The organism is Pseudomonas sp. PDM26 (genome assembly GCF_019219185.1).
GTDB lineage: Bacteria > Pseudomonadota > Gammaproteobacteria > Pseudomonadales > Pseudomonadaceae > Aquipseudomonas.
The window spans coordinates 23,428-50,176 of sequence record NZ_JAHUWC010000012.1 but is presented as its reverse complement, the minus strand read 5'-3'; the positions used below and the strand labels follow the sequence as shown (position 1 = coordinate 50,176).

Here is a 26,749-nt window from a genome sequence, read left to right as displayed (position 1 = left end):
CATTCGGCTGATGAAGCTTCTTTCATCTTGTTCCGACGCAGACTGATTCCTGAACCCACAACATCTGGTGTAATGGCCTCTTGCCGCACCTTGGGTACTCGGGCATAACGGCATGATCATTCGACAAGGACGTTTATCTTGCGCCTCTTCTTTCGCTTACTGGTTCTTATCGTAGTACTGCTCGGGCTGGTCCTGGCCGTGGTTCTTTACTACGTCGCCAACCCGAAATTGCCGGCCTGGTCGCCTCCACAACAGGTGCATTACCTGGACCAATGGAGCGCCGCCGATCGAGAGACTTATTACTTCACACCCCAGGGCACTCAGGTCAAAGGCTTGCGCTATGACTGGTTCACCGCCCTCGAACTGCCCTTCTCGCAGCAACGCTTCGCCACCCCCGAGTACCTCGCACGCTTCGGCTTCCTGGTGGACCCCGGCCAGAAACCGACTCCGAATAACCCCGGCAACCTCCCGACAGGCTTTACCCGGCACCAGAATACGGGGAGCCCGGATGTGTTTCTGGATGTCACCTGCGCGGCCTGCCACACCGGTGAACTGCGTTTCAAGGGTCAAGCCGTGCGTATCGACGGCGGCTCGGCGCAGCACGTCCTGCCGTCCAGTGTTCCTACACTCAAAGGGGGTAGTTTCGGACAAGCACTGGTGGCCAGCCTGGCCTCGACTTACTACAACCCGTGGAAGTTCGAACGTTTCGCACGCGACGTGCTGGGCCAGGACTACGACGCCCGCCATCAACAGTTGCGCAAAGAATTCAAATCCTCACTCGATACGTTCCTCAAGGTGGCCTGGAACGACACCCATCGCGGGCTCTATCCGACCGAGGAAGGCCCGGGGCGCACAGACGCCTTCGGGCGCATTGCCAACGCCAGCTTCGGTGATGCGATCTCCCCCGACAACTACCGCGTGGCCAATGCCCCCGTTGACTATCCGCAGTTGTGGGACATGTGGACGTTCGAATGGGTGCAGTGGAACGGTTCGGCGAAACAACCGATGGCACGCAACATCGGCGAAGCGTTGGGTGTCGGCGCTACGCTGAACTTCTTCGACGAGAACGACCAGCCACTGATGGGCGATGCCCGCTATCCCTCCAGCGTCCGTGTGCGCGACCTGCACCTGATCGAAGAAACCCTGCGACGACTCAAGCCTCCAGCCTGGCCGGAAGATCTGTTGGGTGCGATCGACAAACCTCTGGCAGCGAAGGGGCGCGCCTTGTTCGTCGAAAACTGCGCGGGTTGTCACGTACCGCACACCACCCAGGGCGACGGGCGATACGTTCAACACCTGAAAATGATCCCGGTGGAATACATTGGCACAGACCCCGGCGCGGCCAACAACATCGCCGACCACCGCTTCGACCTGACTGCGCTGCAATGGAAGCAGGCGGAGCTGGAAAAACTTGATGTGGAGCCCAAACCCACCGAACCAATGGACCTGAGCAAAATGTCCGTGACCAAGGGGCTGGCCTATGTCACCGCCTATGTCCAGGACCGTGCGTATCAAGACGCCGATGTCGCCCCTGCCGAGCGTGCTGAAATGGACGGTTTCGGCCTGCCGATCGGCGTGCGCGAATTGCGTTCGTACAAGGCCAGGCCATTGGCGGGCGTATGGGCGACAGCGCCGTTTCTGCACAACGGTTCGGTGCCGAGCATTTATCAATTGCTGTCGCCCCAGGATGAGCGTGCGACCACGTTCTACAAAGGCACTTTCGAATTCGACCCACAGCATCTGGGATATCGCACCGAAGCCTTCAACAACGCATTTCTGTTCGACACGCAAATCACCGGCAACCACAACAGCGGTCATGAATTCCGTGCCGGCAAACTCGGCAATGGCGTGATCGGCCGCGGGTTGCAGCCGCAAGAACGCTGGGCACTGCTGGAATACCTGAAAGTGCTGGGCGGCCCGCTGGAGGCGCAATTGCCATGATCACAGCCTCAGTCAAAAGGACTTTCCCATGCTGATTACACTCTGGCTGCGCCTGGGCGCCTTCCTTGCCAAGCTGTTGCTGTGGTTGCTGGGTCTCGGCGTGCTGGGCTGGGCCCTGGCCAGCGCCTGGTTTGCCTGGCAGCAGCGCGGGCCGGTCTCGGCGCAGGAGCTGATTGCGGACGACGAAGCCGCGATGACCCAGGACATCATCCAGACCGCCGTGCGCATCGTCGATCAGCACCGCGAAAGCACCCGCTACCTGCGCGACGCCCACGCCAAGGCCCACGGCTGCGTGAAGGCCGAGGTTCAGGTGCTGCCGGAACTGCCAGGCGAGCTGCGTCAGGGCGTGTTCAGCGAACCGGGAAAAACCTGGCAAGCGACGATGCGCCTGTCCAACGGCAATGCCTACCCGCAGTTCGACAGCATCCGCGACGCCCGGGGCATGGCGATCAAACTGCTCGATGTTCCAGGCAAACAACTGTTGAGCGATCAGCAGGGGCGAGGCGAACAGGACTTTGTAATGTTCAGCCACCCGAACTTCTTTGTCAGTAATGTCGCCGAATACCGTCAGAACGTCGCCGCTCAAGCCGACGGTAAAAAGATGATGGCTTTCTTCCCCGGCCGGGATCCACGCACCTGGCAGGTTCGCCATCTGTTTATCGCCCTGGCGACGCTGTCCCCTGCCCCGCCAAGCCCAACCCGGACGACATACTTTTCGGTTTCGCCCTACAAATTCGGTGAAGCCAATGCGAAGTTCCGGGTTGCACCCGATCCGGACAATTGCCCGGCCTACAGCCTGCCGGAACAAAATCGCAAGTTGCCGAACTTCCTGCGCAATGCGCTGAATCAACAGCTGTCAACCGATCGGGTACCCGCGTGTTTCGTCTTGCAAATCCAGCGACAGGACGCCAACAAGTACATGCCGATTGAAGACACCAGCATTGAGTGGCGCGAGAGCGATGCGCCCTTCGAGACCGTGGCGCGGATCAACGTGCCGGCGCAGGACTTCGATACACCGGCGCTGAACCTGCAATGCGACAACCAGTCGTTCAATCCCTGGTTCGGCGTAGAAGCACACCGCCCCATCGGCGGTATCAATCGCCTGCGCAAGGCCGTGTATGAAGCCGTCAGCGACTACCGACACAGGCGCAACACCGGACTGTAGGAGCGAGCTTGCTCGCGAAAAACCCATGGGCGCCGCTGGGTATCTGGATTTACGCGTTATCGTTCACGACCTTCGCGAGCAAGCTCGCTCCTGCAGAGAGCGAGGAAAGCCAAACCCCAGACAGCAAAAAGCCCGCACAAGGCGGGCTTTCTGTGGTGACCTGGCGTTCAGTGTTCCAGGTTACCGAATATGGCGCAGCGGACGGGACTCGAACCCGCGACCCCCGGCGTGACAGGCCGGTATTCTAACCGACTGAACTACCGCTGCGCGTAGCGTTGAAAGTGGTGGGTGATGACGGGATCGAACCGCCGACATTCTGCTTGTAAGGCAGACGCTCTCCCAGCTGAGCTAATCACCCTTTACCTTCGTTGCGGGGCACATTATGCCACAGGTTTTTATAAAGTGTTGATTTATTTGAAGTTTTTTTTCAAAAAAATCTAAAAACCGGTGAAACGATGCAACCCACAGGAACAACAGTCAAACCTGAGGCAGAAAAAAGCCCGCCTAAGCGGGCTTTTCCGTGGTGACCTGGCGTTCAGTGTTCCAGGTTACCGAATATGGCGCAGCGGACGGGACTCGAACCCGCGACCCCCGGCGTGACAGGCCGGTATTCTAACCGACTGAACTACCGCTGCGCGTAACACTGAAAACGAATGGTGGGTGATGACGGGATCGAACCGCCGACATTCTGCTTGTAAGGCAGACGCTCTCCCAGCTGAGCTAATCACCCTTCGCTTCGGTGTGGCGCGCATTCTACGGAGCGACCCAACCTCTGGCAAGCACTTTTTAAAATAATTTTCTCAGGCCTTCCAAAGGCTTAGAGAAAGGTTGGCCTATGGCACGGCGAAGACAATAATGCCCGCCTTTGTATAAAGGAGAGACTCACCCCATGTGGTTCAAAAACCTGCTTATCTATCGCCTGACCCAAGATCTGCCTGTTGATGCCGAGGCGTTGGAAACTGCACTGGCCACCAAACTGGCGCGCCCATGTGCAAGCCAGGAGTTGACCACCTACGGCTTCGTCGCGCCATTCGGCAAAGGCGAAGATGCGCCGCTGGTGCATGTCAGCGGTGACTTCCTGCTGGTGTCCGCGCGCAAGGAAGAACGTATTTTGCCGGGCAGCGTCGTGCGTGATGCGGTCAAGGAAAAGGTCGAAGAGATCGAAGCCGAGCAAATGCGCAAGGTCTATAAGAAGGAACGCGATCAGATCAAGGATGAAATCATCCAGGCCTTTCTGCCTCGCGCCTTTATCCGCCGCTCGTCGACCTTCGCCGCCATCGCGCCGAAACAGGGCCTGATCCTGGTCAACTCGGCCAGCCCGAAACGCGCCGAAGACTTGCTGTCAACCTTGCGCGAAGTGATCGGCACGCTGCCGGTGCGTCCGCTGACCGTGAAAATGTCCCCGACCGCGACCATGACCGAGTGGGTCACCACGCAGAAAGCCGCAGACGACTTCTTTGTGCTGGACGAGTGCGAACTGCGCGACACCCACGAAGACGGCGGCATTGTGCGTTGCAAGCGCCAGGACCTGACCAGCGAAGAAATCCAGTTGCACCTGAGCACCGGCAAAGTGGTCACTCAGTTGTCCCTGGCCTGGCAGGACAAACTGTCGTTCGTCCTCGACGACAAAATGGTGGTCAAGCGCCTGAAGTTCGAAGATCTGCTGCAAGACCAGGCGGAACAGGACGGCGGCGACGAAGCCTTGGGCCAACTGGACGCCAGCTTCACCCTGATGATGCTGACCTTCGGCGACTTCCTGCCGGCGCTGGTAGAAGCGCTGGGCGGGGAAGAGACTCCGCAAGGCATCTAAAGCCTTGTGATCTCTCCTGTAGGAGCGAGCTTGCTCGCGATGGAGTGTCAGTAGCCCCTCTTTGTCTGACACACCATCGCGAGCAAGCTCGCTCCTACAGGGGTTTTGTAGCGTCGCTTAAAATAAGGATCAAGCCATGCGCGCACTGGCTGCATTGAGTCGTTTTGTCGGCAACACTTTCGCTTACTGGGTACTGATTTTCGCTGTCGTGGCGTTTCTGCAGCCGGCGTGGTTCCTCGGCCTCAAAGGCGCCATCGTGCCCTTGTTGGGGCTGGTGATGTTCGGCATGGGCCTGACCCTCAAACTCGAAGACTTCGCCGAAGTCGCTCGCCATCCATGGCGCGTGGCCCTGGGCGTGGTTGCACATTTTGTGATCATGCCGGGCGTGGCGTGGTTGCTCTGCCAGGTGTTCCACTTGCCGCCGGAAATCGCCGTCGGTGTGATTCTGGTCGGCTGCTGCCCGAGCGGCACCTCGTCGAACGTGATGACCTGGCTGGCCCGTGGCGACCTGGCGCTGTCGGTGGCCATCGCCGCTGTCACCACCCTCCTCGCCCCACTGCTGACCCCTGCCCTGATCTGGCTGCTGGCCTCGGCCTGGTTGCCGGTATCGTTCATGGAGTTGTTCTGGTCGATCCTGCAAGTGGTGCTGCTGCCGATCGTGCTGGGCGTGGTTGCCCAACGGGTGCTCGGCGACAAGGTTCGCCACGCCGTGGACGTGCTGCCGCTGGTGTCGGTGGTGAGCATCGTGATCATCGTCACGGCGGTGGTGGCCGCCAGCCAGGCGAAGATTGCCGAGTCCGGCTTGCTGATCATGGCCGTGGTCATGCTGCACAACAGCTTTGGCTACCTGCTGGGTTACTTCACCGGGCGCCTGTTCAAGTTGCCTCTGGCGCAGCGCAAGTCCCTGGCCCTGGAAGTAGGCATGCAGAACTCCGGATTGGGCGCGGCCCTGGCCAGCGCGCACTTCTCGCCACTGGCGGCAGTGCCCAGCGCATTGTTCAGCGTCTGGCACAACATTTCCGGGGCACTGCTCTCCACGTATTTCCGCCGTATGAGTGAAAAGCAAGATCGGGAAATGGCTGCACAGCAGGCGACTGACTGATTCAAAAACTTGATCCCCGGGTTAATGCTGGGCACTCTATTGCCCATCGCGAGGACGACCTCGCGGCTCGATCGAGTCATTAATCAGGGGACGACCCCGTCAGACGATGGAGGTCTTCATGTCCTGGATCATTCTGTTTTTCGCCGGCCTGTTCGAAGTCGGCTGGGCCGTCGGCCTCAAGTACACCGACGGCTTCACTCGCCCGCTCCCCACCGTGTTGACCGTTGCGGCAATGGCTATCAGCCTTGGCTTGCTCGGCCTTGCAATGAAGGAATTGCCGCTGGGTACGGCCTATGCGATCTGGACCGGGGTCGGCGCCGTGGGCACGGTGATCGCCGGGATCATCCTGTTTGGCGAGTCCATGGCACTGGTGCGGTTGGCGAGTGTGGCGTTGATCATTTCCGGGTTGGTTGGCCTGAAGGTCAGCGCTTAAGCCACTACCGCCAATCGCGAGCAGGCTCACTCCTACAAGGTTTTATGGTGTGTCGGAAATTTTCACCATACCCACGATCCCTGTAGGAGCGAGCCTGCTCGCGAAAAGGCCCGCACAAACAACCGCTATCTAACTGCCCCGCGCAACTCCCCCACCATCGCCTGCAACTTCGCCGGCTCCGCCACTTCAACCGCCACCGCCGGCCCTGCAACTAATGTCACCCGTGACCACAACCGGTGAAACAGCCCCTTGCCCGGATCGCGGCTGAAGAAACTCCCCCACAACCCCCGCAAGGCCAGCGGAATCACCGGCACCGGCGTCTCTTCGAGAATCCGCGTCAGCCCGCCCTTGAACTCATTCATTTCGCCATCGGCGGTCAATTTACCCTCGGGGAAGATGCACACCAGTTCACCGTCCTTCAGATACCGGGCAATGCGTGTGAAGGCTTGTTCATATATCTGGATGTCTTCCTGGCGCCCGGCAATCGGAATCGTCCCCGCGGTACGGAAGATGAAGTTCAGCACCGGCAAGTTGTAGATCTTGTAATACATCACAAAGCGAATCGGCCGGCGCACCGCACCGCCAATCAGCAAGGCGTCGACGAATGACACGTGATTGCACACCAGCAACGCCGCGCCTTCATCGGGAATCAGATCCAGATTGCGATGCTCGACGCGGTACATGGAATGGCTGAGCAGCCAGATCATGAAACGCATGGTGAACTCGGGGACGATCTTGAAGATGTAGGCGTTGACGCCGATGTTCAGCAACGACACCACCAGGAACAGCTGCGGGATCGACAGCTTGGCCACGCTCAGCAAGACGATCGAGACAATCGCCGACACCACCATGAACAACGCATTGAGGATGTTGTTGGCGGCAATCACCCGCGCCCGTTCGTTTTCCGCTGTACGTGACTGGATCAGTGCGTACAGCGGCACGATGTAGAAACCACCGAAAACGCCCAGGCCGAGGATGTCGAGCAGTACCAGCCAGGCGTGGCCGAAACCGAGGATTTCGATCCAGCCATGGCCGGCGGCGCTGTCCGGTATTGAGCCGGAATGCCACCACAGCAACAGACCGAAAACGGTCAGGCCGAACGATCCGAACGGCACCAGCCCAATTTCGACTTTACGCCCGGACAATTTCTCACACAGCATCGACCCCAACGCGATTCCGACCGAGAACACTGTCAGAATCAGCGTCACCACGGTTTCGTCGCCGTGCATCCATTCCTTGGCATAGGCCGGGATCTGCGTCAGATAAATCGCCCCGACAAACCAGAACCACGAGTTGCCGACAATCGAGCGTGACACTGCCGGCGTTTGCCCCAGGCCCAGTTTCAACGTGGCCCAGGACTGGCTGAAAATGTTCCAGTTCAGGCGCATTTGTGGCGTGGCGGCCGCCGCCCGGGGAATACTGCGACTGGCCAGGTAGCCGAGCACGGCAATACCGATGATCGCCATGGACACTACCGGTGCGTAATGCGCCGAAGACATCATGACCCCAGCGCCAATGGTGCCGGCGAGGATCGCCAGGAAGGTGCCCATTTCCACCAGGCCGTTGCCGCCGACCAGTTCGTCTTCACGCAGCGCCTGCGGCAGGATCGAGTACTTCACCGGCCCGAACAGCGCCGAGTGGGTGCCCATGGCGAACAGCGCCACCAACATCAACGACAGGTGATCGAACATGAAACCGACGGCGCCGACCGCCATGATGGCGATCTCACCGAGCTTGATCAGGCGGATCAGCGCGTCCTTGGCGAACTTTTCCCCGAATTGCCCGGCCAGGGCCGAGAACAGGAAAAACGGCAGGATAAACAGCAGCGCACACAGGTTGACCCAGATCGAGCGGTCACCTTCGATGGTCAGCTTGTACAAAATGGCGAGGATCAACGACTGCTTGAACACGTTGTCGTTGAACGCCCCGAGGGACTGGGTGATGAAAAACGGCAGGAAGCGCCGGGTGCGCAACAAGGTGAACTGTGAAGGGTGACTCATCTTCCATGTGTCCCTGATGATAGGTAGCGAGTGGCCTGGATACTGTAATTGGAGTATCGAACGTCGATCCAGGCCACACACTACCTAATCTTTGCCGGTTATTTCTTCAATCCGGCAATGCACGGCGAGACAAACAGCTCGCCGCGCCAGGCGCCCAGCACCGTGCGCTTGCCGACGATCAGCCACATCACGGCCAGCAACGCCACCAACACACAGCCAAACACACTGAAAAACGTCAGGTTCAAGGTACTGGCCAGCTTCAACGTCGCCAGAGAATAGACGCCCAACGGGAAGGTGAAGCCCCACCAGCCGAGATTGAACGGAATGCCGGCACGCAAGTAGCGCACAGTGATCAGCAACGCCATCAACATCCACCACAATCCGAAGCCCCACAGGGTGATGCCGGCCACCAGCCCCAATCCTGAAGCAATCTCGCCGACGCCCGGCAAACCGTTGGCCGCGAAAATCAGCGGTGCATCGCCGCCCAGTACCAGCATGCCCAGCGCGCCGGTACCGATCGGGCCGAGGGCCAGCCAGCTCGAGGCGGCCATGTTTTCGTGGGGCAGTTTATGCAGGGCCATACGCAGCAACAGAATGGTCAGGATGCTGAAGGCCACCGGCAGGGAAAAGGCCCAGAGCACGTAGCTGGTCACCAGCACCACCAGTTGCGAATGCGCGTCGGCCAGATGCGGCGCCAACAGGCCCCCACTGGCGGCCGCCACTTCTGCCGCGACCACCGGCAACAACCAGACAGCGGTCATCTGGTCGATGCTGTGTTCCTGACGAGTGAACATCATGTAGGGAATCAGCACCCCGCAGGCCAGCGACATGGCCACATCCAGCCACCACAGCACCTCGGCGAGGTGAACCACACCGTCGCCCCAACGCGGCAGGCCAAACACCAGGAAGCCATTGATGATGGTCGCCAGGCCCATGGGGATGGTGCCGAAAAACATCGAAACCGTGGAGTGGCCGAAGATCCGTTGTGCTTCGTCGAAGAACAGCACCCAACGCGCCGTGTATACCGCCGTAAACAGCAGAAACAGGGCGATGTTGAACAGCCAGAGAGCTTCGGCAAAGGCGTGCAAGGCGGGCATGGCGACCGGCAATTGCGCCAACGCCAACGCCAGCACCCCGGTGCCCATGGTGGCCGCGAACCAGTTGGGGGTGAACTGGCGAATCACCTCGCGGGGATGCTGCAGGTGACTGAAAGGTTTGATACCGGGCTTGATGCTATTGGCGCATGTCATAGCGAACTCCTGTCCTCTCGTGAGGTAGAGCCCATGTTAGATCCGAATCGAATATCTATATAACGGGTAATATCTCTATATATTATCGATATCACTTATATAGCGTCAGACACTCCCTTCTGATTCGATCACCAATATCCGGGCAGGTCCTACCGGATGCGCCACATGCTCAGTGCCAACCGAGGCATAAAAAATGTCACCGACCTCCAGCAAAGCTTCCCGCTCTAAACCCTCTTCGCGATAACGCATCTGCACCTGGCCATCGAGCACCACGAACACTTCCTCGCCATCGTTGACGTGCCACTTGTAGGGTTGATCGGTCCAGTGCAGCCGCGTAGTGATGCCGTTCATGCTGGCGATATCCAGCGCGGCCCAGGCACGCTCGCCAGTGAACGATTTGCTGCGGATGATCTTCATGGTCCGATCCTTCGAGTGAGCTGAGTGGGTGCCAAGGCTAACTCTATTCTACCGGTTGGCCTCGCAGACCCTGGCCGAACGTGATCGCAGTAAACCCGCCATTGCACTGAGGGCCAGCACCATCAGCACTGCACCATAACCATCGGTGGTTGCCACCAGACCAAAGGTCCGCGCCAGGTTCCCGGCCAGCAGCGCCGGCAGGCAGAACGCCAGATAACTCAGCACGTAATACGCCGACATCAACCCGGCGCGCTCATGGGGCAAGGCCAGTGGCACCAGACTGCGCACCGCCCCGAGGAAACCGGCGCCGAAGCCACAACCGGCGACCAGCGTGCCGAGGAAAAACAGCGGCAAACTGGCACTGTGCACGCCCAGTAGAATCAGGCCTACTCCCACCGGCAACGAACTGGCGCCCAGCTGCAGCGCCTTGGTCGCCGCCTGATTGCGCAGGGTGTAAATCATCAGGGCACCGGTCACCGTCAATGCGGCGACGGTCGCCCCGCCAATCAGGTTCGAGGTCGAACCCGTCGCCGTGCGCACCAATGAAGGTGCCAGCGACGCGTAAAAACCGCCGAGCGCCCAGGTCGCCGTGTTGAGCGGCAACACCCGCCATAACGTCGCGCGCGCCTGGACCGGCACATGCAGGGTGGGCCGCAATGATGCCCAAGCCCCGGGCTGGCGCGTGACGCTCTCCGGCAAACACCAGACAAATACGGCCTGCATTGCGAACAGAGCAAGTAGCAGCCAATAGGTCAGGTGCAACGGCGCCGGAGCAAACTCGGCCAGCAAACCGCAGCCCATTCCGCCCAGAGCCATGCCGAGCAAGGGCGCGACACTATTGACCAGCGGGCCTTGCTGGCGATCGGTGTCCAGCAACGTTGCACTCAACACGGCAGTCGCCATGCCGGTGGCAAACCCTTGCAGGACCCGGGCACTGATCAGCCACGGGACACTGTCGGCGTAGATAAACAGCAACATCGCCAGGATGTTCAGCAGCACCGCCGTAAAAATCACCGGCTTGCGCCCCAGGTAATCCGACAGCGAGCCGACCGTCAGCAACGCTGCCAACAGGCTGAGGGCGTACACGGCAAAAATCAGGGCCAGGGTCGCTGGCGAAAACTGCATCTGCTCCTGATACAGGTGATAAAGCGGCGTCGGCGCGGTGGAAGCCGCCAGAAAACTGAGTAAGGTTATTGCCAGAAACCACAGGCTGGCACGATTTGAAGGAGAATCGGGCATAGACACACTCCACAAAAGCTAATTTTTTGCTTTTGCGGAGTGTGCTACTGGATCCCTCTTAAAGCAAATTCTTTGTGTTAAGGTCCGATGCATGGCTTTCAGGACCGGATGCCAGCCGCAAGACCCGGCGCAATACAGGAAACACAAGATGACAGCCCCTACATTACGCCCCGGCGGCCGCAGTGCCCGGGTACAAGAGTCGATTCATTCGGCCGTGCGTCAACTCCTTGAGGAGCAGGACCGCGCCAGCGTGACGGTGCCGCAAATTGCGGCGCGCGCGGGTGTCACACCGTCCACCATCTATCGACGCTGGGGCGATGTGTCGGCGCTGCTGGCCGACGTCGCCCTCGCCCGCATGCAGCCCGACAACGAGCCGGCCAATACCGGCAGCCTTCACGGTGACGTGCGGGCCTGGGCTGAGCAGTACCTGGACGAGATGAGCTCCGAACCCGGCCGCAACATGCTGTACGACGTGCAGGCGGCGCTGAAGCCGAGTTATTGCGCGACCATCATTGGCGGGCAACTGCAGACGATTCTGGATCGCTATCCGGATCAGCCCAAGCCCAGTGTCGATCGGCTGATCAATCTGATCGCCGCACCGACGGTGTTTCGCATCCTGTTTGCCGAGGCGCCGCTGGAGGTTGAAGAGTTGCATCGGTTGATCGAGATTGCATTCAGTCAGTAATACCGCCATTCGCGAGCAAGCCCGCTCCCACATCGACCGTGTTCGCCGCCCCCCCCCCCCTGTGGGAGCGGGCTTGCTCGCGAAGGGGCCAGTCCAGACACTGAAAATCCTCCTGCGACACCCCGCCACGCCACGACCTTGGTCGACACTGACTAACGCTGGCGGTCGTGCGAGACTGTCTGTCCGGGCGGGAGTCCCGGGAGTCTTTTGTCTGGAGTCCCCATGTCGCTGTCCACCGGGCTGATCGCCGCCGTCGCCCTGGCCTATATGGCCATCATGTTCGCCATCGCCTTCTATGGCGACCGTCGCAGCGCGCCCTTGCCGCCGCGAGTGCGTGCCTGGGTGTACAGCCTGTCGCTGGCGGTCTATTGCACCAGCTGGACTTTCTTCGGCGCCGTGGGCCAGGCCGCCGAACAGCTCTGGTCGTTCCTGCCGATCTACCTCGGGCCGATCCTGTTGCTGGTCGGCGCGCCGTGGGTCCTGCAAAAAATGGTGATGATCAGCAAACAGGAGAACATCACCTCCATCGCCGACTTCATCGCTGCGCGCTATGGCAAATCCCAGTCATTGGCGGTGGTGGTGGCGTTGATTTGCCTGGTCGGTGTGCTGCCCTACATCGCGCTGCAGCTCAAAGGCATCGTGCTCGGTGTGAACCTGCTGATCGGTGCCGGCGCCGACGCCATGGGCACCCGCGCCCAGGACACCGCGCTGATTGTGTCGCTGGTATTGGCGCTGTTCACCATCGTCTTCGGTACCCGTAACCTCGACGCCACAGAGCACCACCGCGGCATGGTGCTTGCGATTGCCTTCGAATCATTGGTCAAGCTGTTCGCGTTTCTCGCCGTCGGCGCCTTCGTGACCTACGGCCTGTACGACGGTTTCGACGACCTGTTCGACCAGGCCATGCTTGCGCCGCGGCTGGAACAGTACTGGAAGGAAACCATCAACTGGCCATCGATGGTGGTGCAGACCGGTGTGGCGATGATGGCGATCATTTGCCTGCCGCGGCAGTTTCATGTGACCGTTGTCGAGAACATCGAGCCCCAGGATCTGCGCCTGGCCAAGTGGGTATTCCCGGCCTACCTCGCCCTCGCGGCATTGTTTGTCGTGCCAATCGCACTGGCCGGGCAGATGATGCTGCCCAGCTCGGTGTTGCCAGACTCGTTCGTCATCAGCCTGCCCCTGGCCCAGGCGCACCCGGCGCTGGCCTTGTTGGCATTTATCGGTGGCGCATCGGCGGCCACCGGCATGGTGATCGTGGCCAGCGTGGCGCTGTCGACCATGGTGTCCAACGACATGCTGTTGCCGTGGCTGCTGCGGCGCAACAACGCCGAGCGCCCGTTCGAAGTGTTCCGCCAGTGGATGCTGTCGGTGCGCCGCGTCAGCATCGTCGTCATTCTGCTGCTGGCCTACGTCAGCTATCGCCTGCTGGGCTCGACCGCCAGCCTGGCGACCATTGGCCAGATCGCCTTCGCTGCCGTGACCCAGCTGGCCCCCGCCATGCTCGGTGCGCTGTACTGGAAACAGGCCAACCGGCGCGGCGTGTTCGCCGGCCTCGCCGCAGGCACCTTCCTGTGGTTCTACACCCTGATCCTGCCGATTGCTGCCAATAGCCTCGGTTTGTCTCTGAGCACATTCCCGGGCCTGGCCTGGTTGCACAGCAATCCACTGAACCTGCCGATCACCCCGCTGACCCAAGGCGTGGTGCTGTCGCTGGCAGGCAACTTCACGCTGTTCGCCTGGGTCTCGGTGCTGTCCCGCACCCGGGTTTCCGAACACTGGCAAGCGGGCCGCTTCATCGGCCAGGAAATCAGTGCCCGCCCCAGCTCACGCTCGATGCTGGCAGTGCAGATCGACGACCTGCTGCAACTGGCGGCACGCTTCGTCGGCGAAGAACGCGCCCGGCAAAGCTTCATCCGTTTTGCCTATCGCCAGGGCAAAGGCTTCAACCCGAACCAGAACGCGGACAGTGAATGGATCGCCCATACCGAACGCTTGCTGGCCGGTGTGCTCGGTGCCTCTTCGACCCGCGCGGTGGTAAAAGCCGCCATTGAAGGGCGGGAGATGCAACTGGAAGACGTCGTGCGCATCGCCGACGAAGCCTCGGAAGTGCTGCAATTCAACCGTGCCTTGCTGCAAGGCGCCATCGAGAACATCACCCAGGGCATCAGCGTGGTCGACCAGTCGCTGAAACTGGTGGCCTGGAACCGTCGCTATCTGGATTTGTTCAATTACCCGGATGGCCTGATCAGAGTCGGCCGGCCGATTGCCGACATCATCCGTCACAATGCCGAGCGTGGACTGTGCGGCCCCGGCGAGGCCGAAGTACACGTCGCGCGCCGCCTGCACTGGATGCGCCAGGGCCGCGCGCATACCTCCGAGCGCCTGTTCCCCAACGGCCGGGTGATCGAACTGATCGGTAACCCGATGCCTGGCGGCGGCTTCGTCATGAGTTTCACCGACATCACCGCGTTCCGCGAAGCCGAGCAAGCGCTGACCGAGGCCAACGAAGGCCTGGAGCAACGGGTCACCGAACGGACCCACGAATTGTCGCAGCTCAACGTCGCCCTGACCGACGCCAAGGGCACCGCCGAGGCGGCCAACCAGTCCAAGACCCGCTTCCTCGCGGCCGTCAGCCATGACCTGATGCAGCCGCTGAATGCGGCGCGGCTGTTCTCCGCCGCCCTCTCCCATCAGAACGATGGTTTGTCCGGCGAAGCGCAGAAACTGGTCGAGCACCTGGACAGCTCGCTACGCTCGGCCGAGGACTTGATCAGCGACCTGCTGGATATTTCCCGCCTGGAGAACGGCAAGATCAACCCGAATCGCCAGCCGTTCGCTCTCAACGAACTGTTCGACACCCTCGGTACCGAGTTCAAGGTGCTGGCGCAGGAACAAGGGCTGGAGTTCCGGGTTCGCGCAAGCACGTTGCGGGTCGACAGCGACATCAAATTGCTGCGGCGGATTTTGCAGAACTTCCTGACCAACGCTTTCCGCTACGGCAAAGGGCCGGTGTTGTTGGGGGTTCGTCGGCACAAGGAAGGATTGAGCCTGGAAGTCTGGGACCGTGGCCCGGGTATTCCGGAAGACAAACAGCAGGTGATTTTCGAAGAGTTCAAGCGCCTCGACAGCCACCAGACACGTGCCGAAAAAGGCCTCGGCCTGGGGCTGGCGATTGCCGACGGGCTATGTCGCGTGCTCGGTCATACCTTGCGCGTACGCTCCTGGCCGGGACGCGGTAGCGTGTTCAGCGTCAACGTGCCGCTGGCCCGGACGCAAACTGCAGTGCCGGTCAAGGTCGCCGAGCTCAATGGCAAATTGCTCAATGGCGCGCAGGTGCTGTGCATCGACAACGAAGACAGCATCCTGATCGGCATGAACAGCCTGCTCAGCCGCTGGGGTTGCCAGGTCTGGACCGCACGCAATCGCGAGGAGTGCGCAGCGCTGCTGGGCGAAGGCGTGCGCCCGCAATTGGCGCTGGTGGATTACCACCTCGATCATGGCGAGACCGGAACCGATTTGATGGCCTGGTTGCGCACGCAAATGGGCGAGCCGGTTCCCGGGGTGGTGATCAGCGCCGATGGCCGGCCGGAAACGGTCGACCAGGTGCATGCCGCGGGGCTGGACTATCTGGCCAAACCGGTGAAACCGGCGGCGTTGCGCGCGTTGTTGAGCCGGTATCTGCCGTTGTAGCGAAGATCAACTCAAAAAACCTGTGGCGAGGGAGCTTGCTCCCGTCCGGCTGCGCAGCAGTCGTCAATCAGGCAATGCGCTTAACCTGAAGAGACTCATTGCTCGGTATTGGGGCTGCTGCGCAGCCCAGCGGGAGCAAGCTCCCTCGCCACAGGGTCCACGCTCAATCGGGGCTACTCCGGCAATTCGACCAATCCATCCACATCCGTCATCGCTCGCTCCAGCAAGTCCGCCGGCAGGCTCTTGCTCGCCCGTGCGCCCAGCAGCTTGAGCTGTTCACTGCGACTGACCAGGTTGCCACGCCCTTCTGTCAGTTTGTTGCGTGCCGAACTGTAGGCCTTGTCCAGTTGCTGCAGGCGATTGCCGACCTCGTCCAGATCCTGAATGAACAGCACGAACTTGTCGTACAGCCACCCGGCCCGCTCGGCGATCTCCCGGGCATTCTGGCTCTGACGCTCTTGCTTCCACAGGCTGTCGATGACACGCAGGGTCGCCAACAACGTGGTGGGGCTGACGATCACGATGTTGCGGTCGAATGCCTCCTGAAACAGTGTCGGCTCAGCCTGCAACGCGGCAGAAAACGCCGCCTCGATCGGCACGAAGAGCAACACGAAATCCAGGCTGTGCAAGCCATCGAGGCGCTTGTAATCCTTGCCGGCCAGGCCTTTGACGTGATTGCGCAATGACAGCACGTGCTGCTTGATGGCGATCTGGCCGATGGCGTCGTCCTCAGCCGCCACGTATTGCTGATAGGCCGTCAGGCTGACCTTGGAGTCGACCACGACCTGCTTGTCGCCCGGCAGATAAATGATCACGTCCGGCTGGAAGCGCTCGCCGTCCGGCCCCTTGAGGTTGACCTGCGTCTGGTACTCGCGGCCCTTCTCCAGTCCCGCATGCTCGAGCACGCGCTCCAGAATCAGTTCACCCCAATTGCCCTGGGTCTTCTGCCCTTTCAAGGCGCGGGTCAGGTTGGTGGCTTCATCGCTCAAGCGCAAATTCAGCTGTTGCAGGCGCTCCAGCTCCTTGGCCAGGGAGAAACGCTCACGCGCCTCGTTCTGATAGCTTTCCTCGACACGCTTTTCGAAGGACTGGATGCGTTCCTTCAAAGGATCGAGCAACTGCCCCAGGCGCTGCTGGCTGGTTTCGGCAAAACGCTGCTCGCGCTCATCGAAAATTTTCCCCGCCAGCTCGGCGAACTGCGCGCGCAACTCGTCCCGCGAACCTTGCAGGTCGTTGAGGCGTTGCTGATGACTGTCCTGTTGCTCGCGCAATTCGGCGTTGAGCGACGCGGCCTGGGCATCCAGACGGCGCAATTCGGCTTCTTTGCCGGCGCGTTCGATATTCCACGCATGGGCGGCATCCCGGGCGTCGTCGCGCTCGATCTGCAGCAGCTCGACTTCACGACGCAGCGCCGCCAGATCAGCCTGTTTGGCGGCGTTGGCCTGGGTCAGATCAGCCGCTTCATCGCGACTGGACTCAAGCTGAGCATTCAATCCGTCCTGCGCCAGTTGCGCCATGGCCAGGCGTTCTTGCAGCAGTGCAACATCGGCTTGCGTGGCGCTGGCCCGACGCTGAAGTTGCCAGGCCAATACCAGCAACGGCAACGCTGCCCCTGCCAGACCCAGCAATACGCTGGTCAAGTCCATTGCCATAGCCACTCCTGCCATTCCGATAAAGCCTGAAGGTTAACCAAGGCGCCAGATCTTGGACAGCTCAGTCTTCGATCAGCCCCAGTTCCTGTTGAGCGCGGCGATCGCCTGCCCGAGCGGCCTGACGCAGCAGGTCCTGGCCGATCCGGCGGTCCCGGGCATTCCCGCATTCGCGGCACATCAACTGGCCAAGACGGCTTTGTGCAGCCACCACGCCTTCACGGGCCGGTTGCTTGAGCAGACGTCCGGCGATGTGTTTGACGTTAGGGTTTTCGCCCAGGTGCGGACTGTCCAACAGCCACTCCGCCACGCGCATGGAAAAGCGCTTGGTAGGGGCAACAGAAGGTGCTGTGGAGGAAGAGGAAACAGAGGCTGAGCGAAACTTCATAAAGCACTGTGGGGCAGATCGGAAGGCGCGCAACTTTACTCTCTTTTTCTTACAGGTAAAGCTGAAAATATCCCGGCACGCCCGTCCTAGAGCAAGCGCTCGGGACAATCCACAGAAGCTGTGGATAACTCAGTGGACAACCGCTCCTGAACCCGCTCAAAGCCCTGTGGAATGGGGCTCGCAGTCAAACTGACGATTTTTTCACCAGTAAAAAAAAGCGATGTTTTTCATTGACTTAAATTTTGGATACAGGCAGCTACCGCGCTTGAACGTGAGATGACAGCGGGGTGACAGAGTGCGCAACTAATGTGCACAAGTGCCTTCGCGACGGTTATATCGATGCACTTTTTCGGCGCGTTATTTGGTCATGCCTGGGGATAAGCCTTGGCAAACCCGGTGTTTAGACGGCCGCGTTGCTACCAAGGTCGATGACCGACGGTCGGGTTTTGTTCTGCTACAGGGCGTAGCAATCGCAGGCACCGTAGCTTCATACGCTTGGCTACAAGATAAAAACAGCCCGGTCGGGCACCTGCTGGGAAATTCTTTTTGCTAACACACTTCCCTTGGCCAGTTCAATCCGTTAGTATCCGCGGCGTTAGTACCAAGCTGAAAGTCAATTCTGGTCGAACAAATCCCCCGGTCAGCCTTCCCAACGGAAGCCTCCACCGAGCAAGCGGGATCGACCACCTCGATGGTTTCCAGGTAAATCTTGCGCCGACACAACCTTTGAATCGAAAGCAAAGGGTGTTGCTCCGCCTGCTTACTCTGCTCGAACCAACCTGCAAATTGATCAGGATCTTCACCCCGGGCCCAGAACCTTTGCCCTCGATGTGTTGCCTGCCCTCCTAAGTACCTACCTGCCAGCCCAAGCGCGCCAACTTGTCAGCGCTTCAAACTGGCTGCTTTGTTCCAGTCGGGTTCTTCGTTCGACCAATGGTGGTCGTCGTCACTGGAACGTTTTAACTTTGCACGGTTCTTATCCGTGTCGCTTGTAGGAACACCAATTATGTCCACTCAAATCCACACTCAGGATGCCATCCGCACCCTAACCAACGCTTTTGCTCCAATGAACTGCCTGATCATGGCCGCTCGCAAAGGCTGCTTCAGCTTCACTCTGGTTAACGAACACGGCATCGCTCGTCACAGCGAACGCCTGTACCCGGATCAATACTCCAGCGCAGAACCGCTGCAGGCTGTGATCGAGCGTACTCGCCAGGCACTGGTTGCCTGAGACGCCAGAAAGGCTGAAAACCTCAAAAGCCCTGCTGAAAAGCGGGGCTTTTTATTGCCCCATGTTTCCCATCCCCCGCGCAACGACTAAGCACGATCCGATATAACGGTTATAACTGGTCGCTGGAAATATTTTAAAAACAGGCCTTTACAGCGCGAATATGACACTACACTTCAACTCAAGCGGCTTGACCCGCTTGCGGCGAGCCTGAGCCGATTCACAGCTGCCAAGCCCCCCCTTCAGGTATCGCCGTCCAATTCAGGTCTCGAGGGTTTTATGGGTATCGCTGCCAGCGAACTGTGCCGTTATGTGATTCGTCCGACATTGATCTACCTCGGACGTCATAGCGCTACTGCCGAATCCCTGCTGCTGGGCATTGCCGCCAGCCAGTCCGCTCTTGGTTCCGCCCTGCATGACCGCCGCGGGCACGGCCTGTATCGCATTGCCGAGCCCCGCCACCAGGCCCTTTGGGACCATTACCTGGCCCTTGATCCGGAGCGTGCAAGCCTGGTCCGCGGCCTGGCCAGTCAGCATGCGTTTTTGAGTGGCCCGCACCTCGAATTGACCGTCAACCTGCGTTACGCCACAGCCATCGCCTGGCTGCTGGTGGAAGAACAGAATACCCCCCTCCCCGCCCCTGATGATTTGTTGGGTATGGCCAGAATCTGGCGCCAGACCTTTCAGCCCCAGGGACGTCTGCGTGATTTCACCAGCGCCTGGCAAATCTGTGTTTCACCGCTGAATCAGGTCGCCTGCTGACACATCTGGATCCAAAGATCGCGCAACATGTCGCGATTCTGGTCGGATTGTCCTACAAAACCGCTCTAAATCAAGCGATACAGCCTATGGCGCCGGGACGAAAATGTTGGTAATTTTCGCCCCGGTGATCATCAGGAATTCTAATAATGAAAAAAGTAATGCTCAAAACCACCATTAGCCTCGCCGTTGCCTTGGCATCCACCCAAATCTTCGCGAGTGGCTTTGCCCTCAACGAACAGAGCATCAGTGGAATGGGGACTGGTTTTGCGGGACGCTCTTCATCTGCCGATGATGCAAGCACTGTTTTTGGCAACCCTGCCGGCATGTCGCGAATCAAGCGCCAGGAAGTCACTGGCGGGATCGCAGCTATCGATGCCTCGACTGATATCAAAGACGCCCAAGGCGCCCACCCGGGTACCAACAAAGGCGACATGGTGCCATTCACAGCCGTTCCGATGGGCTATTACGTCAAGCCGATTGATGATCACTGGGCATTCGGCCTCGGTGTCTACGCACCTTTTGGTCTGATTACCGACTATGAAAATGGCTTCCAGGGTGCCGGTTTCGGCAGCAAGAGTGAAGTCAAGGTTGTCACCTTCCAGCCTACCGTCAGCTACGCCTTTAACGACAAAGTATCGATTGGTTTCGGCCCGACCATCAACCGCATTGGCGGCACTCTGGAGTCGGATGTACCTCTTTTTGGCGATACCCACGTCAAAATCAAAGGGGATGATGTCGCTCTTGGCTACAACTTCGGGGTCCTGGTACAAGCAACAGACACCACTCGTGTCGGCCTGACCTATCACTCGAAAGTGAAATACAAGATTGAAGGTCATACCGATATCAGCGCAGGCGCAAATTCACCTTCCGCCTTCCTGAAAAGCAATCGATACGATGCTTCGCTGAAAATCGAAACACCTGAATCTGTCGACTTCTCCGTGACACAACAGCTGACGGATGCGTGGACCCTTTATGCAGGTTCCACCTGGACTCGCTGGAGCCGTTTGAAAGACATCACCGTCAACAACGACGGCGTAACGGCGGCACAAGGCGGTGCATTGTCCCCGGCCCTGTTCGGCACCATTACGGAAGAGCAGAACTGGCACGATACCTGGGCCTACGCCATCGGTACCTCCTACCAGCTGAATAAGCAGTGGGTATTGCGCACCGGCCTGAGCATTGACCAGTCGCCTACCAACAATACCGACCGATCCCCACGTATTCCTACAGGTGACCGCACAATCTTCAGCCTTGGCGCCGGCTACAACGTCACCGATGATCTGACCATCGACGTCGCCTACTCCTACCTGAAGGAAGAAGCGGTCAAGGTGGATCGCTCCAATCTGGTAGACAGTTACAGCGCCAAGTACGAAAACAGCGCCAACGGTTTCGGTGTCGGTGCGACCTACCGCTTCTGATGATTCCCGGCGAGCCTGAACCGCTCGCCAGCCGAATCAAAAAAGCCCCGCGCTCTTCACAGAGGCGGGGCTTTTTGTAGGAGCAGCCGGTCGACGCTCGAATGCTCGCGATGGACGCGAACGATGATGCGTGCTTTCAGGATGAACGAGGCGCCTTGAGGTTTTCGCGAGCAAGCTCGCGCCTACAGGTCAGGGGGTGAAACGAGCGGTGGCGAAGCCAGGGCTTTTTCCACCGCGGCGATGAACTCGGGATCATCCGGCTTGGTCAGGCTGGAGAAACTGGCGATCACCTTGCCCTGGCGATCCACCACGTACTTGTAGAAATTCCACTTCGGTGCGCTGGTTTGACTGGCCAGGACTCTGAACAAATGCGTTGCGTCGTCGCCACGAACCTTTTGCGGTTCGGTCATGGTGAAGGTCACGCCGTAGTTGGCATAGCACACCTTCGCAGTCTCCGCGCTGTCCCTGGACTCCTGCTTGAAGTCATTGGATGGAACACCCAGCACCTCCAGCCCCTGCCCTTTGTAACGCTGATTCAGCGCCTCAAGGCTTTTGAACTGCGGGGCGAAACCGCAGAAGCTCGCCGTATTGACCACCACCAGCGGCTTACCTTCATACCGTTGGCACAGGTCGATGGATTCCTTGGCGCGCAGCTTTTGCAGTGATCCTTGCAACAGCTCCGGGCACTCGGCCGCGTAGGCCAGCCCGGTAAACGCCACCAGCAACGCGGGGACTGCAATCGCGCGCATCAGCATGTCGGTGCATCCTTGAAAACTTGTCAAAAGCAACGTTACTCGCCCTCGCCGCACGCTAGCAAGTCCCCATGCCCAACTGCAAAAGCGCCAGCCCGCCCTGATGCCAGCCCCACCACGTCAGGGCAAGCAGCAAGGCGCAGACAGCGAAAATCGTGATACGAGGCCAGAGACTGTTCATGTCGCACTCATTTGTGTTTGCAGGCGCGCCACCGGCCGTTCACGCACCGGCCAGTTCAGGGCGGCAGCCAACAGGCTCAGGAGAATCGCGACCTGCCAGATCAAGTCATAGTTGCCGGTACGGTCATACACCACGCCACCCAGCCAGCCGCCCAGAAACGAACCGAGCTGGTGAAACAGGAAAACAATCCCGCCGAGCATGGACAGGTTCCGCACACCAAACAAGGTCGCCACCGTGCCGTTGGTCAACGGCACCGTCGACAGCCACAGGAAGCCCATGGCCATGCCGAACAGGTAAGCCGTGGTGGTCGTCACCGGCGCCCACAGGAACAACGCAATGACCACCGCCCGCAGCAAGTACAGACCGGTGAGCAGACGCGGCTTGGACAAGCGCCCGCCGAGCCATCCGGCGGTATAGGTGCCAAAAATGTTGAACAGGCCGATCAGCGCCAGCACCGTGGTGCCGACCGTCGCCGGAAGGTGTTGATCCACCAGATAGGCCGGCAAGTGCACACCGATGAACACCACCTGGAACCCGCACACAAAAAAGCCGAACGCCAGCAGCCAGAATCCGGAGTGGGAGCAGGCTTCATGCAATGCTTCGCCAAGGGTCTGTTCGTGGCCCAGGACGGGCAGCGGCTTGTCCTTGAGCATACTCACCAGCGGCACGATCAGCGCCACCAGCAAGCCCAGCGCCAGCAGCGCCGCGGACCAGCCAAGCCATCCGATCAAACCGAGGGTGCCGGGCAACATCGCGAACTGGCCGAACGAACCGGCAGCGCTGGCGATCCCCATGCCCATGCTGCGTTTTTCCGGCGGCACCGCGCGGCCGACCACACCCAGAATCACCGAGAACGAAGTACCGGACAGTCCGATGCCGATCAGCAGGCCGGCACTCAGGGACAGGGTCACCGCCGAGTCGGAGAGCCCCATGCAAATCAGCCCGGCCGCGTACAGGACGCCACCGACCAGCACCACTTTCGCCGCGCCGAAGCGGTCGGCCAGCGCGCCAGTGAATGGCTGAGCGAGGCCCCAGATCAGGTTCTGCAAGGCGATGGCGAAGGCAAAGACTTCACGGCCCCAGCCGAACTCGGCGCTCATCGGTGCCAGAAACAGCCCGAAGCCATGTCGAACCCCCAGAGACAACGCAAGGATCAGCGCACTCCCCAACAGAACCCAGCCACATGTACGCCACATCGATGTCATTGTTGTTCTCCGGTTGCGGGTATATACCCGCTTATGATCGAAAAAACCGGCATCATGCCAGTTCGTCCAGCAGCTTCAATAAGGTTTCGCGCTTCTCGGGGCCCAAGCGATCGATCAAACGTTGCTGAGCGGCTTCCCAGGCCGGCAAGGCAGCCTTCAGACGCTCTGCCCCGGCCTCGGTCAGCAGGACGATGCGGTTACGCATGTCCTCGCCCTCGACCAGCGTCACCAGGCCATCACCCTCCAGCACCCGCAAGTTGCGCCCCAAGGTACTGCGATCCAGGCCCATGGCCTCGGCCAGGGTCGAGATGCTCGGTTGATCCAGGCGTTGCAGGTTGCACAGCAAAGAATACTGCGCAACGTTGATCCCGAAGCCATCGAGAGCGCCGTCGTAATGCCTGCTGACGCCGCGGGCGGCGCGACGCAGGTTGATGCATAAACATTGGGAATCGAGCATGGTGCGTGTATATACCCGCGAGTCGGTTAAATCAAGTTACTTGGGTTTTGTTCAGTGGTTGGATGGCGTCCTGAAGATCGCTATCGGGGACTGTCAGGCCAGCGCCAAGCCTACCAGCACCGCAACCTCCATCAACTCCAGCATCGCGCCCGCCGTGTCCCCCGTCGTGCCGCCCAGGCGCCGCAGCATCACCTGGCGCAGCCAGACAAACCCCAGCGCCGCCAGCATCACCGCCACCACACCACTCAAACCGGCAATCAGCACACAAGCCAGCGCGCTGACCGCCAGCACCTGCCTGCCCGCCGAACGCGGAAGATGATCGGCCAATGCCTGGCCCAGGCCACCGGCGCGCACATAGGGCGTGGTCAGGAACAAGCCGAGCAATGCACTGCGCCCTATCAACGGCACGATGATCAATGCCAACGAATGCTGTTGCCCGATCAGCGCCAGCAACGCGGTGAACTTGAGCAACAGCACCAGCACCAGCGTCACCACCGCGATCGGCCCGCTGCGCGGGTCTTTCATGATGGTCAGCGTACGCTCGCGGTCGCCAAAACCGCCGAGCCAGGCATCGGCGCTGTCCGCCAGGCCATCCAGATGCAACCCGCCACTGATCAGTACCCAAACGCTCAGCAGTAACGCCGCGTGCAGCAAGGTCGGCGTGCCCAGCAGCAGCCAGTTGACTGCCCACAGAATCGCGCCAAAGAGTAATCCCACCAGCGGATAAAACAGCAACGACCGCCCCAGTTCCCGGGGCTCAGGCATGCCGGGCAGGCGAATCGGCAGGCTGCTGAGAAATTGCAGGGCGATCCAGAATGGCAGCATGGTCAGAGCACTTCCTTCAATACGCCAGCAGAGTCCAGCGTCAGCGAAAACACTGCGCCATGCCCGACCTCAACGTTGAGCAGTTGCTCTCGTGGCAGCCCGCGAGCCTGTGCCAGCAACAGGCGCATCACACCGCCATGGCTGATCAGCAAAACGCGCTCACCGGCACAGGTCGCGTGCAAACGCTCCAGCGCCGCCAGCACCCGCGCCGAAAAGTCTGCTACCGGCTCACCCTGAGGCGGCGTGAACGAATACGGATCGGCCCAGAACAAGCCCAGCGCCTGCGCGTCGGTTTCCATCAACGCCGCCGCGCTCTGCCCTTCCCAGGCGCCGAAATGCAACTCTTGCAGGTCTTTATCCAGGTGCACCGGCAAACCCTGCTGCGCACCGAGTTCCTCGGCAAACCGCGCACAACGCTGCAACGGCGAACTGACCAGCCGATCCCACGGCCCTTGGCCGACCACGGCGGCGCGCATCTGCGCCCAGCCCAAATCGGTCAACGCATCATCGATACTGCCGCGCAGACCACCGCCGAGTTCGGTTTCACCGTGCCGCAACAGATCCACGCGCAAGGTCATACCGGTCGATCTGCCACGGCGGCTTCGGCGAAAGTCGCCATCTGCCCGTGCAGGTCGCAAGCCAGACGCAGCAGCGGCACAGCCAACGCCGCGCCACTGCCTTCGCCCAGGCGCAGGCCAAGATCGAGCAATGGCTGCGCCTTCAGGGTTTCCAGCACATGACGATGCCCCGGCTCGGCGCCGCGATGGCCGAACAACAGCCACTCACGGCATTCAGGATTCAAGCGCACCGCAACCAGCGCTGCGACGCTGCAAATGAAGCCATCCACCAGCACCGCGACACCCTCCTGGGCACAGGCGAGATAGGCACCGACCAGCGCGGCGATCTCAAAACCGCCGAGGTTGAACAGGGTCTGCAAGGCATCGCCACGCTGCGCGCCATGCAATGCCAAGGCGCGTTCGATCACTTGGGCTTTGTGGCTGACACCTTCAGCGTTGAGCCCGGTGCCTGGCCCGGTCAAGTGGCCCACCGGGCAATCGAGCAGCGCAAACGCCAAGGCGCTGGCAGCGGTAGTGTTGCCGATGCCCATTTCGCCACCGATAAACAACTGCGCACCGGTAGCAATCGCCCGCTGCACGCTGTCACGGCCGGCCTGCATGGCGAGTTGCCCCTGGGCCTCGGTCATGGCCGGTCCCTGGACAAAATTCGCCGTGCCCGGGCCGACATTCAGGTGCCGCACGCCCGGCAGGTTCAGCGATGGCGTCACCGTGCCGAGGTCCACCACCTCAAGGGAAGCGCCCAACTGCCGCGCCAGTACGCTGATCGCCGCACCGCCGCTGACGAAGTTGTGCAGCATCTGCCCGGTCACTTCCTGGGGAAACGCCGACACACCCTCGGCGACGACGCCATGATCACCGGCAAAAATCGCGATCCACACTTGTTCCAGACTCGGTTTGACCCGCCCCTGCAAACCCGCCAGTTGCACCGCCACCGATTCCAGCTGGCCGAGGGAGCCGGCCGGTTTGGTCAGTTGCTGCTGCCGCGCCTGCGCCTGTTCGACCGCTTGGGTATCGACCGGCTTGCAGGGGGTCAGCCACCAGGATTGAGTCATAACGCAGTTCCTTTCAAAGTCAGGGGCAGGCCGGCGACGGTCAGGACGACACGCTGACAACGCTCAGCCAGAGCTTGATGCAGCCAACCGGCTTCATCGACATAGCGGCGAGTCAATTCGCCCAGCGGCACGACACCCATTCCGGTCTCGTTGCTGACAAAAATGATTTCACCCGGCAGCGACGCCAGGCAGTCCAGCAAGGCATCGCGCTCGATTTGCAAACGCTCGGCATCGTCGAGCATCAGCAGATTGGTCAGCCACAGGGTCAGGCAATCCACCAGCAGGCAACCGTCGGCACGGGCGGATTCGCGCAGCACCCGGGCCAGTTCCAGCGGTTCTTCGATCAATGCCCATTCGGCAGGGCGCCGGGCGCGATGATGAGCCACCCGCTCGCTCATTTCTCCATCGAGTGGCTGGCTGGTGGCGATGTAGGTCACGGCCAGCGCGCAGTCGATGGCGAGTTTTTCAGCCAGGCGACTCTTGCCGGAGCGGGCGCCGCCGAGGATCAGTTGGAGCATG

General features: G+C 60.4%; 24 protein-coding genes and 4 tRNA genes. 10 read left to right on the top strand and 18 right to left on the bottom strand.

Annotated features, from left to right (window positions below; translation table 11 throughout):
- Positions 1-138: 138 nt before the first annotated feature.
- Positions 139-1,941 carry a di-heme-cytochrome C peroxidase gene (locus KW849_RS22230; protein ID WP_218431281.1) on the top strand — a complete coding sequence of 601 codons (1,803 nt, stop codon included), beginning with the start codon at positions 139-141 and terminating at the stop codon, positions 1,939-1,941.
- A 28-nt stretch (positions 1,942-1,969) separates the two neighbouring features.
- The gene (locus KW849_RS22225) at positions 1,970-3,106 is read left to right on the top strand and encodes a catalase family protein (protein WP_218431280.1); all 1,137 of its coding nucleotides are present in this window, start codon (positions 1,970-1,972) and stop codon (positions 3,104-3,106) included.
- A gap of 190 nt (positions 3,107-3,296) precedes the next feature.
- Here the strand turns inward: KW849_RS22225 and KW849_RS22220 are convergent.
- From KW849_RS22220 to KW849_RS22205, 4 genes are all read right to left on the bottom strand, one after another.
- Positions 3,297-3,373: transfer RNA gene (locus tag KW849_RS22220), tRNA-Asp, on the bottom strand.
- A gap of 15 nt (positions 3,374-3,388) precedes the next feature.
- Positions 3,389-3,464 (bottom strand) — tRNA-Val (locus KW849_RS22215).
- A gap of 200 nt (positions 3,465-3,664) precedes the next feature.
- Positions 3,665-3,741: transfer RNA gene (locus KW849_RS22210), tRNA-Asp, on the bottom strand.
- Between the two features lie 19 nt (positions 3,742-3,760).
- A tRNA-Val gene (locus KW849_RS22205) sits at positions 3,761-3,836 on the bottom strand.
- Between the two features lie 159 nt (positions 3,837-3,995).
- Here KW849_RS22205 and rdgC point away from each other — a divergent pair.
- The 3 genes from rdgC (at position 3,996) to sugE (ending at position 6,451) form a co-directional block, all read left to right on the top strand.
- Positions 3,996-4,916, top strand: coding sequence for a recombination-associated protein RdgC (gene rdgC, locus KW849_RS22200; RefSeq protein WP_007969735.1), 921 nt, complete (start codon positions 3,996-3,998; stop codon positions 4,914-4,916).
- Between the two features lie 136 nt (positions 4,917-5,052).
- Entirely contained in the window at positions 5,053-6,018 is a 966-nt protein-coding gene (locus KW849_RS22195) for a bile acid:sodium symporter family protein (protein ID WP_218431279.1), read from the top strand.
- A 118-nt stretch (positions 6,019-6,136) separates the two neighbouring features.
- Positions 6,137-6,451: a quaternary ammonium compound efflux SMR transporter SugE gene (gene sugE, locus KW849_RS22190; protein ID WP_007977599.1), complete on the top strand. Its 315-nt coding sequence runs from the start codon at positions 6,137-6,139 to the stop codon at positions 6,449-6,451.
- Positions 6,452-6,576: 125 nt separating this feature from the next.
- On the opposite strand, the gene KW849_RS22185 is transcribed toward sugE, so the two are convergent.
- From KW849_RS22185 to KW849_RS22170, 4 genes are all read right to left on the bottom strand, one after another.
- Positions 6,577-8,451: an MFS transporter gene (locus tag KW849_RS22185; protein ID WP_218431278.1), complete on the bottom strand. Its 1,875-nt coding sequence runs from the start codon at positions 8,449-8,451 to the stop codon at positions 6,577-6,579.
- 98 nt (positions 8,452-8,549) lie between these two features.
- Positions 8,550-9,701: a TDT family transporter gene (locus tag KW849_RS22180; RefSeq protein ID WP_218431277.1), complete on the bottom strand. Its 1,152-nt coding sequence runs from the start codon at positions 9,699-9,701 to the stop codon at positions 8,550-8,552.
- Between the two features lie 105 nt (positions 9,702-9,806).
- Positions 9,807-10,118, bottom strand: coding sequence for a cupin domain-containing protein (locus tag KW849_RS22175; RefSeq protein WP_218431276.1), 312 nt, complete (start codon positions 10,116-10,118; stop codon positions 9,807-9,809).
- 48 nt (positions 10,119-10,166) lie between these two features.
- Positions 10,167-11,357, bottom strand: a complete 1,191-nt coding sequence (locus KW849_RS22170; protein WP_218431275.1) for an MFS transporter — start codon at positions 11,355-11,357, stop codon at positions 10,167-10,169.
- A gap of 148 nt (positions 11,358-11,505) precedes the next feature.
- Here KW849_RS22170 and KW849_RS22165 point away from each other — a divergent pair, with 148 nt between their 5' ends.
- Positions 11,506-12,042 (top strand): TetR/AcrR family transcriptional regulator, encoded by a 537-nt coding sequence (locus tag KW849_RS22165; RefSeq protein WP_218431274.1) that lies wholly within the window; start codon positions 11,506-11,508, stop codon positions 12,040-12,042.
- Positions 12,043-12,264: 222 nt separating this feature from the next.
- Positions 12,265-15,735 (top strand): PAS domain-containing hybrid sensor histidine kinase/response regulator, encoded by a 3,471-nt coding sequence (locus KW849_RS22160; RefSeq protein ID WP_218431273.1) that lies wholly within the window; start codon positions 12,265-12,267, stop codon positions 15,733-15,735.
- Positions 15,736-15,908: 173 nt separating this feature from the next.
- On the opposite strand, the gene rmuC is transcribed toward KW849_RS22160, so the two are convergent.
- Together rmuC and KW849_RS22150 are read right to left on the bottom strand one after the other, a co-directional pair.
- Complete coding sequence (gene rmuC, locus KW849_RS22155; RefSeq protein WP_218431408.1) at positions 15,909-17,273, bottom strand: DNA recombination protein RmuC; 1,365 nt, start codon at positions 17,271-17,273, stop codon at positions 15,909-15,911.
- 175 nt (positions 17,274-17,448) lie between these two features.
- Positions 17,449-17,772 (bottom strand): sel1 repeat family protein, encoded by a 324-nt coding sequence (locus KW849_RS22150; protein WP_371319170.1) that lies wholly within the window; start codon positions 17,770-17,772, stop codon positions 17,449-17,451.
- Positions 17,773-18,778: 1,006 nt separating this feature from the next.
- On the opposite strand from KW849_RS22150, the gene KW849_RS22145 reads away from it, so the two are divergent.
- The 3 genes from KW849_RS22145 to KW849_RS22135 all read left to right on the top strand — a co-directional run bounded on the left by KW849_RS22145 (position 18,779) and on the right by KW849_RS22135 (position 21,180).
- Positions 18,779-19,003 carry a hypothetical protein gene (locus KW849_RS22145; RefSeq protein WP_007898912.1) on the top strand — a complete coding sequence of 75 codons (225 nt, stop codon included), beginning with the start codon at positions 18,779-18,781 and terminating at the stop codon, positions 19,001-19,003.
- A 276-nt stretch (positions 19,004-19,279) separates the two neighbouring features.
- Positions 19,280-19,762 (top strand): hypothetical protein, encoded by a 483-nt coding sequence (locus KW849_RS22140; protein WP_218431272.1) that lies wholly within the window; start codon positions 19,280-19,282, stop codon positions 19,760-19,762.
- Positions 19,763-19,908: 146 nt separating this feature from the next.
- Entirely contained in the window at positions 19,909-21,180 is a 1,272-nt protein-coding gene (locus tag KW849_RS22135; RefSeq protein ID WP_218431271.1) for an OmpP1/FadL family transporter, read from the top strand.
- A 182-nt stretch (positions 21,181-21,362) separates the two neighbouring features.
- Here the strand turns inward: KW849_RS22135 and KW849_RS22130 are convergent, their stop codons facing one another.
- The 8 genes from KW849_RS22130 to cobU all read right to left on the bottom strand — a co-directional run bounded on the left by KW849_RS22130 (position 21,363) and on the right by cobU (position 26,748).
- The gene (locus tag KW849_RS22130) at positions 21,363-21,935 is read right to left on the bottom strand and encodes a glutathione peroxidase (protein ID WP_218431270.1); all 573 of its coding nucleotides are present in this window, start codon (positions 21,933-21,935) and stop codon (positions 21,363-21,365) included.
- A gap of 55 nt (positions 21,936-21,990) precedes the next feature.
- Entirely contained in the window at positions 21,991-22,113 is a 123-nt protein-coding gene (locus KW849_RS31470; protein ID WP_256357327.1) for a hypothetical protein, read from the bottom strand.
- A complete protein-coding gene (locus tag KW849_RS22125) occupies positions 22,110-23,318 on the bottom strand; it encodes an MFS transporter (protein ID WP_218431269.1) in 1,209 nt (402 codons plus the stop codon). The genes KW849_RS31470 and KW849_RS22125 overlap by 4 nt, the downstream gene beginning before the upstream one ends.
- Before the next feature lie 52 nt (positions 23,319-23,370).
- Positions 23,371-23,775 carry a MarR family winged helix-turn-helix transcriptional regulator gene (locus tag KW849_RS22120; RefSeq protein WP_108219022.1) on the bottom strand — a complete coding sequence of 135 codons (405 nt, stop codon included), beginning with the start codon at positions 23,773-23,775 and terminating at the stop codon, positions 23,371-23,373.
- A gap of 93 nt (positions 23,776-23,868) precedes the next feature.
- On the bottom strand, positions 23,869-24,600 hold the full coding sequence (locus KW849_RS22115; protein WP_218431268.1) for an adenosylcobinamide-GDP ribazoletransferase: 732 nt from the start codon (positions 24,598-24,600) through the stop codon (positions 23,869-23,871).
- A 2-nt stretch (positions 24,601-24,602) separates the two neighbouring features.
- The gene (gene cobC, locus KW849_RS22110; protein WP_218431267.1) at positions 24,603-25,178 is read right to left on the bottom strand and encodes an alpha-ribazole phosphatase family protein; all 576 of its coding nucleotides are present in this window, start codon (positions 25,176-25,178) and stop codon (positions 24,603-24,605) included.
- Complete coding sequence (cobT, locus tag KW849_RS22105; RefSeq protein ID WP_218431266.1) at positions 25,175-26,230, bottom strand: nicotinate-nucleotide--dimethylbenzimidazole phosphoribosyltransferase; 1,056 nt, start codon at positions 26,228-26,230, stop codon at positions 25,175-25,177. The genes cobC and cobT overlap by 4 nt, the downstream gene beginning before the upstream one ends.
- On the bottom strand, positions 26,227-26,748 hold the full coding sequence (cobU, locus tag KW849_RS22100) for a bifunctional adenosylcobinamide kinase/adenosylcobinamide-phosphate guanylyltransferase (RefSeq protein ID WP_218431265.1): 522 nt from the start codon (positions 26,746-26,748) through the stop codon (positions 26,227-26,229). Before cobU ends, cobT begins: the two co-directional genes overlap by 4 nt.
- Position 26,749: the final 1 nt, after the last annotated feature.

What these genes read in the sequence shown, in the direction of transcription:
- KW849_RS22225 (WP_218431280.1), top strand. Translation starts at nt 1,970, where the DNA reads ATGCTGATTACACTCTGGCTGCGCCTGGGCGCCTTCCTTGCCAAGCTG.
- rdgC (WP_007969735.1), top strand. Translation starts at nt 3,996, where the DNA reads ATGTGGTTCAAAAACCTGCTTATCTATCGCCTGACCCAAGATCTGCCT.
- KW849_RS22195 (WP_218431279.1), top strand. Translation starts at nt 5,053, where the DNA reads ATGCGCGCACTGGCTGCATTGAGTCGTTTTGTCGGCAACACTTTCGCT.
- sugE (WP_007977599.1), top strand. Translation starts at nt 6,137, where the DNA reads ATGTCCTGGATCATTCTGTTTTTCGCCGGCCTGTTCGAAGTCGGCTGG.
- KW849_RS22185 (WP_218431278.1), bottom strand. Translation starts at nt 8,451, where the DNA reads ATGAGTCACCCTTCACAGTTCACCTTGTTGCGCACCCGGCGCTTCCTG.
- KW849_RS22180 (WP_218431277.1), bottom strand. Translation starts at nt 9,701, where the DNA reads ATGACATGCGCCAATAGCATCAAGCCCGGTATCAAACCTTTCAGTCAC.
- KW849_RS22175 (WP_218431276.1), bottom strand. Translation starts at nt 10,118, where the DNA reads ATGAAGATCATCCGCAGCAAATCGTTCACTGGCGAGCGTGCCTGGGCC.
- KW849_RS22170 (WP_218431275.1), bottom strand. Translation starts at nt 11,357, where the DNA reads ATGCCCGATTCTCCTTCAAATCGTGCCAGCCTGTGGTTTCTGGCAATA.
- KW849_RS22165 (WP_218431274.1), top strand. Translation starts at nt 11,506, where the DNA reads ATGACAGCCCCTACATTACGCCCCGGCGGCCGCAGTGCCCGGGTACAA.
- KW849_RS22160 (WP_218431273.1), top strand. Translation starts at nt 12,265, where the DNA reads ATGTCGCTGTCCACCGGGCTGATCGCCGCCGTCGCCCTGGCCTATATG.
- KW849_RS22150 (WP_371319170.1), bottom strand. Translation starts at nt 17,772, where the DNA reads ATGAAGTTTCGCTCAGCCTCTGTTTCCTCTTCCTCCACAGCACCTTCT.
- KW849_RS22145 (WP_007898912.1), top strand. Translation starts at nt 18,779, where the DNA reads ATGTCCACTCAAATCCACACTCAGGATGCCATCCGCACCCTAACCAAC.
- KW849_RS22140 (WP_218431272.1), top strand. Translation starts at nt 19,280, where the DNA reads ATGGGTATCGCTGCCAGCGAACTGTGCCGTTATGTGATTCGTCCGACA.
- KW849_RS22135 (WP_218431271.1), top strand. Translation starts at nt 19,909, where the DNA reads ATGAAAAAAGTAATGCTCAAAACCACCATTAGCCTCGCCGTTGCCTTG.
- KW849_RS22130 (WP_218431270.1), bottom strand. Translation starts at nt 21,935, where the DNA reads ATGCTGATGCGCGCGATTGCAGTCCCCGCGTTGCTGGTGGCGTTTACC.
- KW849_RS31470 (WP_256357327.1), bottom strand. Translation starts at nt 22,113, where the DNA reads ATGAACAGTCTCTGGCCTCGTATCACGATTTTCGCTGTCTGCGCCTTG.
- KW849_RS22125 (WP_218431269.1), bottom strand. Translation starts at nt 23,318, where the DNA reads ATGACATCGATGTGGCGTACATGTGGCTGGGTTCTGTTGGGGAGTGCG.
- KW849_RS22120 (WP_108219022.1), bottom strand. Translation starts at nt 23,775, where the DNA reads ATGCTCGATTCCCAATGTTTATGCATCAACCTGCGTCGCGCCGCCCGC.
- KW849_RS22115 (WP_218431268.1), bottom strand. Translation starts at nt 24,600, where the DNA reads ATGCTGCCATTCTGGATCGCCCTGCAATTTCTCAGCAGCCTGCCGATT.
- cobC (WP_218431267.1), bottom strand. Translation starts at nt 25,178, where the DNA reads ATGACCTTGCGCGTGGATCTGTTGCGGCACGGTGAAACCGAACTCGGC.
- cobT (WP_218431266.1), bottom strand. Translation starts at nt 26,230, where the DNA reads ATGACTCAATCCTGGTGGCTGACCCCCTGCAAGCCGGTCGATACCCAA.
- cobU (WP_218431265.1), bottom strand. Translation starts at nt 26,748, where the DNA reads ATGCTCCAACTGATCCTCGGCGGCGCCCGCTCCGGCAAGAGTCGCCTG.